The organism is Microcoleus sp. S13_C5 (assembly GCF_036700845.1).
Taxonomy (GTDB): Bacteria; Cyanobacteriota; Cyanobacteriia; order Cyanobacteriales; family Microcoleaceae; genus Microcoleus.
In genome coordinates this window covers 21112-28633 of sequence record NZ_JAUBPR010000085.1, presented here as the reverse complement: position 1 = coordinate 28633, position 7522 = coordinate 21112, and the positions used below count along the sequence as shown (strand labels likewise).

The 7522-nt window shown below is 44.8% G+C and carries 7 protein-coding genes; 3 read left to right on the top strand and 4 right to left on the bottom strand.

Annotated elements, in window-relative coordinates; all coding sequences use genetic code 11:
• The 4 genes from QUA04_RS30005 to QUA04_RS20350 all read right to left on the bottom strand — a co-directional run.
• Positions 1 to 193 (bottom strand): ATP-binding protein (locus QUA04_RS30005; protein ID WP_445242347.1); only part of this gene is annotated, 193 nt, incomplete at its 3' end.
• 366 nt (positions 194 to 559) lie between these two features.
• Positions 560 to 790 (bottom strand): histidine kinase dimerization/phospho-acceptor domain-containing protein, encoded by a 231-nt coding sequence (locus QUA04_RS20360; RefSeq protein ID WP_333259846.1) that lies wholly within the window; start codon positions 788 to 790, stop codon positions 560 to 562.
• A 12-nt stretch (positions 791 to 802) separates the two neighbouring features.
• A complete protein-coding gene (locus QUA04_RS20355; RefSeq protein WP_333259841.1) occupies positions 803 to 1033 on the bottom strand; it encodes a HAMP domain-containing protein in 231 nt (76 codons plus the stop codon).
• A gap of 15 nt (positions 1034 to 1048) precedes the next feature.
• Positions 1049 to 1435 (bottom strand): peptidoglycan-binding domain-containing protein, encoded by a 387-nt coding sequence (locus QUA04_RS20350; protein WP_333259838.1) that lies wholly within the window; start codon positions 1433 to 1435, stop codon positions 1049 to 1051.
• A gap of 1540 nt (positions 1436 to 2975) precedes the next feature.
• Between QUA04_RS20350 and QUA04_RS20345 the strand changes: the two genes are divergently transcribed.
• The 3 genes from QUA04_RS20345 (at position 2976) to QUA04_RS20335 (ending at position 7175) form a co-directional block, all read left to right on the top strand.
• Positions 2976 to 4133, top strand: a complete 1158-nt coding sequence (locus tag QUA04_RS20345; protein WP_333259835.1) for a glycosyltransferase family 4 protein — start codon at positions 2976 to 2978, stop codon at positions 4131 to 4133.
• 444 nt (positions 4134 to 4577) lie between these two features.
• A complete protein-coding gene (locus QUA04_RS20340) occupies positions 4578 to 5699 on the top strand; it encodes a glycosyltransferase family 4 protein (protein WP_333259833.1) in 1122 nt (373 codons plus the stop codon).
• A 105-nt stretch (positions 5700 to 5804) separates the two neighbouring features.
• Complete coding sequence (locus tag QUA04_RS20335; protein ID WP_333259830.1) at positions 5805 to 7175, top strand: O-antigen ligase domain-containing protein; 1371 nt, start codon at positions 5805 to 5807, stop codon at positions 7173 to 7175.
• The last annotated feature ends 347 nt before the right edge of the window (positions 7176 to 7522 follow it).

Here is a 7522-nt window from a genome sequence, read left to right as displayed (position 1 = left end):
TAACATTTTGAACTTCTATATTTTTCACTCCGTTTAAGTTAGTTATATTATACCTCATCTTTCTAAGAAATGCTATATCTCCCCCCATCATCACACAGAATTTCTGGGCGATTGCCAATCCCAAACCAGTACCACTGTATCGGCGAGTAGTAGACTCGTCCGCTTGCGTAAAAGCTTGAAATACTCTCTCCATTTGCTCTGGGTTCCTTCCAATTCCCGTATTGCTGACGGTGAAACTAATCCATTCTTAAGCAGGCGGAAGATGCGATTCTGATTCTTTCTCGCTTTTGCTTCCTTCCCGCTTCGCTTCTCAACCTAAAACATCCAATTCTACTTCTTCCTATCCTAGAAAACTCAATTTTTATTCATGCTTCTCCCTTCCTTCTTCCTGCTTTCTTCTAAATCGCCTTACTTCTAAAGTAATTTCACCAGATTAGGGAAATTTACTGGCATTGCTTAGCAGGTTTAACAAACACGGATCAATCTTAGTAACATCAGTATAATCTGTGCCGATATTTGGCGGTCACTTGAGGCTCAAGACCTGGCAATTTTTGTCAATTTAAGGTTTAATATTATGAGCGATATGGTGAATTGTTGCCAAAATTTCGCAGTTTTCCAAATAGAATTCTATGCGAGCTTCAATCTTATATATATCTAAAATATCATGAATAAGAGATAGTAAATTTTTGCTGGCATTATTAATTATTGGGAAATTGGGGACTAATTCTTCACAATTCAGGTCGCAGGCTTGCTCTTCTAAGATTTCGCTGTAGCCCATAATCGCATTCAGAGGCGTGCGGACTTAGTGGCTCGTATTGGCCAGAAATAAGCTTTTTGCCTTGCTAGCTTTTTCTGCTTCCTTATTTTTGGATTCCCAGCTAGCAAATAACTTTTGCAATTGCCAAGCCATGTGATTGAAAGCTTTGGCTAACGTTCCCAATTCCTCGGGGCGAACGATATTTACTCTCTGATTCCAGTCGCCGCCCGAAAGCAGTGCAGCAGCAAATTTCAAGTCCGCGATCGGTCGAACCAAACGGCTGGTTAATATCTACATTAAACCACCGACTCCCAAAACTGCAAGGGCGGCAATAGTAATTGCAAACTGCCAAAACAACTGTCCTTTTTCTAAAACCTCGGCTTCTTCCTGCAAGATAATTACGCCCCAACCACTGTCTAATTGGTTTAGACATGAAAGCCATTTCACTCCCCCCTGATCGGCGAAGTAAGCTGAATATTTTTTTGAAATTCGAGCCACCGCGTCGGCGGTGGCTTTGCCGTAAATTCTCGTAATTTCGGTTTTGTAATAGCCGAGTTGTTTGAGTTGCGGCTGCAATTCGCTGACAGAATTTCCTCGATCGCCCAAACTTAAAATAGCCAATTCCCGAATGGGTGTTGAGAAAATAACTGCGGGTTTCCCACTTAAGCGAGATATCAAAGCTTCGCGGGTAATTTCAGTGCCAGAAACTGTACTTTTAAACCAATACCGATCGCTGCGGTTGATGCGATCGGGCGACGTGTCGCTGCCGCGGGCTACAACATACCCTTCTAAATTGTAAGCTTCGGCAAGGTATATGTGGCTTTAGCTCCGGTTGATGCCAACTAGCAGCGACAAGTATTGGGTGGCATTCATGCTGATTGTACTGGGCTCTTGACTGATGCTGTTCAATAATCGAACCTTCATATCTTCCCACCGGAAGATGCTTTCCCTTAAGGCATCTGATTTTAATCATAGGTTTTGTTTTGCTGGCGATCGAATAATTTTAGCTGCGTGAAAACTGACCAACATATCGCTGCCAGGATCGGCGGCACAACCCCCAAGATCACACCGATTGTCATCCGGAATCATCAACTTAGGAAAAATGATGCTTTCATAACATGAAATTTTTTGTACGCGAAATCGTTTGATAAATACCGCGAAGCAGCAACGGGCAGTTAGAAGTCAAGGTTGGCACGCTCAAAGCCGATGTGCCTTGAGTATTCCTTTTATCTTTACATGGTCATGTGATAATTTGCTGAAGTTTGTTTACGGTAATTACTTAGATAAGACTTGGGAAGGGACGCTAGATATACTCAGCCCCGAAGTAGCAGTCGCTTTTGAGAAGCCTTTCCTGCGACCGCCTTTTATTAACATATTTAAAACTCAGCCAGCTAATTAAATGTATAGCGGTGAAACTCTATGTTCTGTAACGCGATTGGGCAACCTACTTTTTCAAACATTCCCGGACGCATTAAGCGGGTTTTTTCATGAAAATAGAACCATTGAGGGCGAGGTATCTCGGTTGAAAGCCCGGTTTCTTTCCTCATTACCGCCTCCCCGACGCTCACTTGCGCGATCGCGCTCCTGCAAGTATCTGAGAAAACCATCCTCACTGAATATTGACTAAATAAGATTTTTTTTCGAGGAGTACCGACAGCACAGTGACCCAAAAATCACAGCCCCTGCTCGGTGTTTATATCTGTGGGATCGATCGGGAAATCAACATTTTTCAAGTAACAATTTCTTTTTAAAACTCGTATAAAAATTTTTACCACGTGATGTCAATCTACTGTTTATTGTTATTAATGCTACCTTTAGTTAGTAAAATTTGGGTGTTATTCGGTTTCCCGTACATCCCTTTCTGTAGCATAAGCAAGTTTTGTTATATTAGACACGAAGTGTTGTTTAGCTTGGTGTTTGCCACGAAAAAAACTCATGGTTGATAAGGAATCAGTCTTCAGGAGGAAGTTTCGTTGACATGAAAATTCTACCTATAGGATATGTTTGTCTATCGCACGCATCGTTATTATCAATGCAATGACAGCGAAGTTTTGGTAGATAGATATTGGGGTGTTGCGAACAGTCACTCGGTTGGATTCTATGTAAACACCAGGAAAGCGGTAATTAATATTCACCCGCCCCTCTTTCCTTTTGGGCTCTAACATCAGCGCTGGTAGCAGCGCCGAAAGCGAGTTAAAGTCGTCAGCGGGACTTAAAAATGAAAATCACCTTTGTTCTTCCTACTCTGTCTCTGACTGGTGGAATACGAGTAATATCTATTTTCGCAGAACTTTTGAGAAAGCGAGGACACTCCGTGTTCGTCATCTCTTTACCCCACCCCCAACCGAGTATGCGCCAGCAAGTCAAGTCGCTGCTGCGGGGACGCGGTTGGATTTCCCCACCTGAAAACGAACCCTCATTTTTCGATAACTTAGGTGTAGAACACAAAATTACCGATCACTACCGCCCGGTAGAAGACAAAGATGTACCTGACGCTGACGTAGTAGTTGCCACCTGGTGGGAAACCGCCGAGTGGGTAGCCAAACTCTCTCCTAGAAAAGGAGCAAAAGCTTATTTTATCCAGCACCACGAAATTTTTGACTATCTACCTCAAGGTAGAGTAGAGGCAACTTGGATGCTGCCCATGCACAAAATTACGATCTCTCAGTGGTTAGTTGAGCTAGCTCGGACTAAATATGGCGATGAGAAAGTTTCCTTAGCTCCTCCTACGGTGGACACCAAGCAATTTTACGCCTGTCCTCGCAACAAACAATCGGTTCCTACAGTTGGCCTAATGTACTCTCCAATCTACTGGAAAGGAACCGACATCGCCCTCAAAGCTTTTTCCCTAGCGGCAGAAAACATCCCCAACCTGCGTCTGGTTGCCTTTGGTACAGAGGCCCCATCCTCGGAATTGCCCTTACCGGCCAATGCCGAGTATGTAATTCAACCCGACCAAGACAAAATAAAAGACTATTACAGCAAATGCGATGCTTGGCTGCTGGCGAGCCGCTCAGAAGGCTTCGGCTTGCCAATTATCGAAGCGATGGCGTGCCGCACTCCCGTCATCAGTACCCCAGCAGGCGCTGCTCCTGAAATTTTGAGCGGCGGTACTGGCATACTTGTAAGACCAGAAGATCCCGAAGAAATGGCAAAAGCCATAGAGCGTATCTGTAAGATGCCAAATTCCAAGTGGCAAGCCATGTCCGAAGCCGCCTATGCCAAGGTGAACAATTATACTTGGGATGATGCCACGGCTCATTTTGAAGCGGCCTTGAAAGTTGCTGTAGACAAATCTAAGCAGCGCGAGGTTAACATAGTTTCCTGTTCTCCCTACTACGATGTGGCCCAAGGAAGAATTCCGGTTGGATGCTAAGTGCCGCGCGGGCATTTTAAATTCGGCGCTACGGGCCTTTTCGGCGCAGGATTCTGGGGAGAAACTGAATATGGTTTGGTGGGGTGCTTCTGCCCCAACTAAAATCGCCTCTGTCCTGTTTTGTACCCAGCAGTCTAGAGACAAATTCTGACCGCAGCGACGAGGGAATACTGGTTATAAATTGCTCTGCCAAAATCTGAACCAGAGTGCAACGGAGGTTTTAAGGCTGGCTCCGTTACAGGTTAAACTTGTGTAGTCGTCAAACATCTGCAGATTTGTAATTGGGAAAAGTCCCTGACGACAAAGTAAGATCGGCTAGACTATCAAGTGACGATCGCCTCCAGCACAGCTCCGCACCCTGCTCAAAAGCCAAAAAGAGGCTGGTAAGTGCGAACTTGTTCTTATGGAGGAGTTTTAACCAGTATCACTCTTCAGCATCTATTCATGAAAATTACTTTTGTCCTGCCTACCCTTAGTCTTACAGGTGGCATGAGGGTGTTATCTATCTATACACAACTTCTCCAAAAGCGAGGACACAAAATATTTATCGTCTCTACGCCCCGGCAGCAACCGACTTTGCTCCAACAATTGCGCTCGCTGATCAGAGGTAGGGGTTGGCAGTCCGTTCCCCATAAACAACCGTCTCACTTTGACAAAGTGGATGTCGAAAGTCGAGTTATCGAAACCTACCGTCCAATTACCGACCTTGACGTACCTGATGCCGATATTATCATGGCTACTTGGTGGGAAACTGCCGAGTGGGTGGCCAAACTCTCTCCGAGCAAAGGAGCGAAAGTATATTTTCTCCAACACTACGAGGCTTTTGACTACATGCCAAAAGGTCGAGTAGAGGCAACTTGGCGGCTGCCAATGCACAAAATCGCTGTGGCCCAGTGGCTGGCAGACATAGCTCGGAATGAATACGGGGATTTGTCTGTATCTCTCGTCCCTCCCAGCGTGGACACCAAACAGTTTTACGACCCCCAGTCGCGAAGCAAGCAGCCGCGAGGCAAACAATTAGTTCCCACGGTCGGGATGTACTATACTAAAACTCCTTGGAAAGGCTGCGATCTTGCCCTGAAAGCTTTCTCTATAGCTGCTCAAAAAATTCCCAACCTTCGTTTAGTTGCCTTTGGTTCCGGCGATACTCCTCCTCGCAATGTGCTGCCGCCTGGCACTGAGTATAATAAGAAACCTACTCAAGACCAACTAAAAGAATTTTACAGCAAATGCGATGCTTGGCTGTTTGCCAGCAGCTCCGAAGGCTTCGGCTTGCCAATTTTAGAAGCGATGGCTTGCGGCACTCCAGTCATCGGCACTCCTGCGGGTGCGGCTCCGGAACTACTTGCTCGCGAGGGTGGAATACTTGTCAAGACAAAAGACCCAGAGGATATGGCAAAAGCGATCGAGCAGATTTGTCAGTTGTCTGATGCCCAATGGCGCGCAATGTCTGAGGCTGCTTTGGCAACGGTGATAAATTATACTTGGGATGATGCAACTAATCTCTTCGAGGCGGCACTGTACACTGCTTTGGAACGTCAGGCACAATTAACGAACAAGACGTAAAATAGAGGTTGATTTAAAAGATTGGGGTTGGGCGATCGTTTAATCTAGAATTTTTATTCGGCAATTTGAGTTGTCTTTGTATAATTTTACTGCCAAAAAAGACCTATGGTTGCATTAATCCCAGTTGCTATGTTCGGCTTTATTCCACTCGTTTTTTACCTGTTTGTGAGGTTTCCGCCTCTGCGGGCAGTAATTATAAGTTTTGTGGTAGGGTGGCTTTTTTTACCCCAAGCTTCTTATCCCATCCCCTCATTGCCACCGTATACCAAAATCTCCGCAGCTTGCTACGGCATTTTGCTGGCTACTATAGTCTACGACACTGCTCGCCTCACCTCTTTTAAGCCCGGTTGGCTGGACGTGCCAATTGTAATTTACTGTTTGTGTCCAATTGTTTCACAAGTTACTAATGGCGGCAGCCCGATTTCTCCGACTGTCAACCAAATCGTTACTTGGGGTCTGCCTTATTTTTTAGGACGCTTGTATGTGGGTAGTTTAGACGGGCTGCGACAATTGGCGATCGGGATTTTTGCAGGTGGGTTAGCCTACATTCCTTTTACTTTAATTGAAGGTGTTAAGGGCCCAATTCTGCACCAAATGATTTACGGCGTCAATGCCTTTGAGGACTGGAGTCAAGCAAGGCGTTTGGGGGGGTGGAGACCGGTAGTATTTATGCAGCACGGTTTGATGGTGGGCATGTGGATGATGACAGCCGCCTTAATTGCTGTTTGGCTCTGGCAAACTGGGGTGCTCAAAAAGTTTATGGGCCGTAACATCAAGACTTTAGCAATTATATTAACTATCGCTTTTTTCCTGTGCCGTTCTACTGGCGCCTACAGTTTATTTGGAATGGCGTTGCTCGTATTATTCTCTGCCAAGTTGTTTCGCACCTCTTTGCCCCTGCTATTCATAATTGGATATATAGTGTTTTATCTTTACATAGCTGCATCGGGTCAATTTTCGAGCAAAGACGTGATTGACTTCATCACTCCAATATTTGGCGCAGAACGAGCCGACTCTTTGAAGTTTAGATTTGACAATGAAGAGATATTGGGGGAAAAAGCGCGGCAAAGATTTCTTTTTGGCTGGGGTGATTCCGGCGGAAACCGGGTGTACAACGGGTACGGTAAAGATATCTCAGTCACCGACAGCTTATGGATTATTGCATTTGGCGTCAACGGTGCAGTCGGTTTAGTTAGTTTATTTTCTTCATTGTTACTTCCTGTTATCGTCTTTTGCGTGTTCAAGTATCCCGCCAGAACCTGGTCTAATCCCAAAGTAGCACCCGCTGCAGCGCTGGGAGTAGCCTTAACTATGTACGTGTTTGACTGTGTTTTGAACGCTATGACTAACCCGATTTTTGCGATGATTGCTGGAGGAATATCGGGTCTGGTCTTAAAAGCTCCAGAAAGTCTTAAGGCCAAGAAAAGCATTTCGCCACCAAGAAGACAGTCGCTGGTTCACCAAAAATCAGGATGATTTTCCGGAATGCGATCGCTGCTTCACTTCAAGCTTGAAACTATCTTGTCTTCCCTGGAGACAAAAACTAAAAAATCTACCGCTTTTGCATCAAATCCAGTTCGGAAGTTGCGAGATATTTCTCACTAGATTAAAAATTTAATCTCATAAACTCTTTTTTACATTCATTGGCAATGCTTCAACAAGTATTAGCACGGGAGGGATGGCTTTTTTATTGAAACTGTGTTGCGAGTTATAAACTTAAAAATGGGCTTTATACACTTTTTCTAAAACGAGCTGATTCTTTACATAATCTTTAAAAATCCTGACTAGACAGCTAGGGTGTATGAGGATATACTGAGAAAAGT

Coding starts and splice junctions, on each gene's coding strand:
- QUA04_RS20345 (WP_333259835.1), top strand. CDS start 2,976: ATGAAAATCACCTTTGTTCTTCCTACTCTGTCTCTGACTGGTGGAATA.
- QUA04_RS20340 (WP_333259833.1), top strand. CDS start 4,578: ATGAAAATTACTTTTGTCCTGCCTACCCTTAGTCTTACAGGTGGCATG.
- QUA04_RS20335 (WP_333259830.1), top strand. CDS start 5,805: ATGGTTGCATTAATCCCAGTTGCTATGTTCGGCTTTATTCCACTCGTT.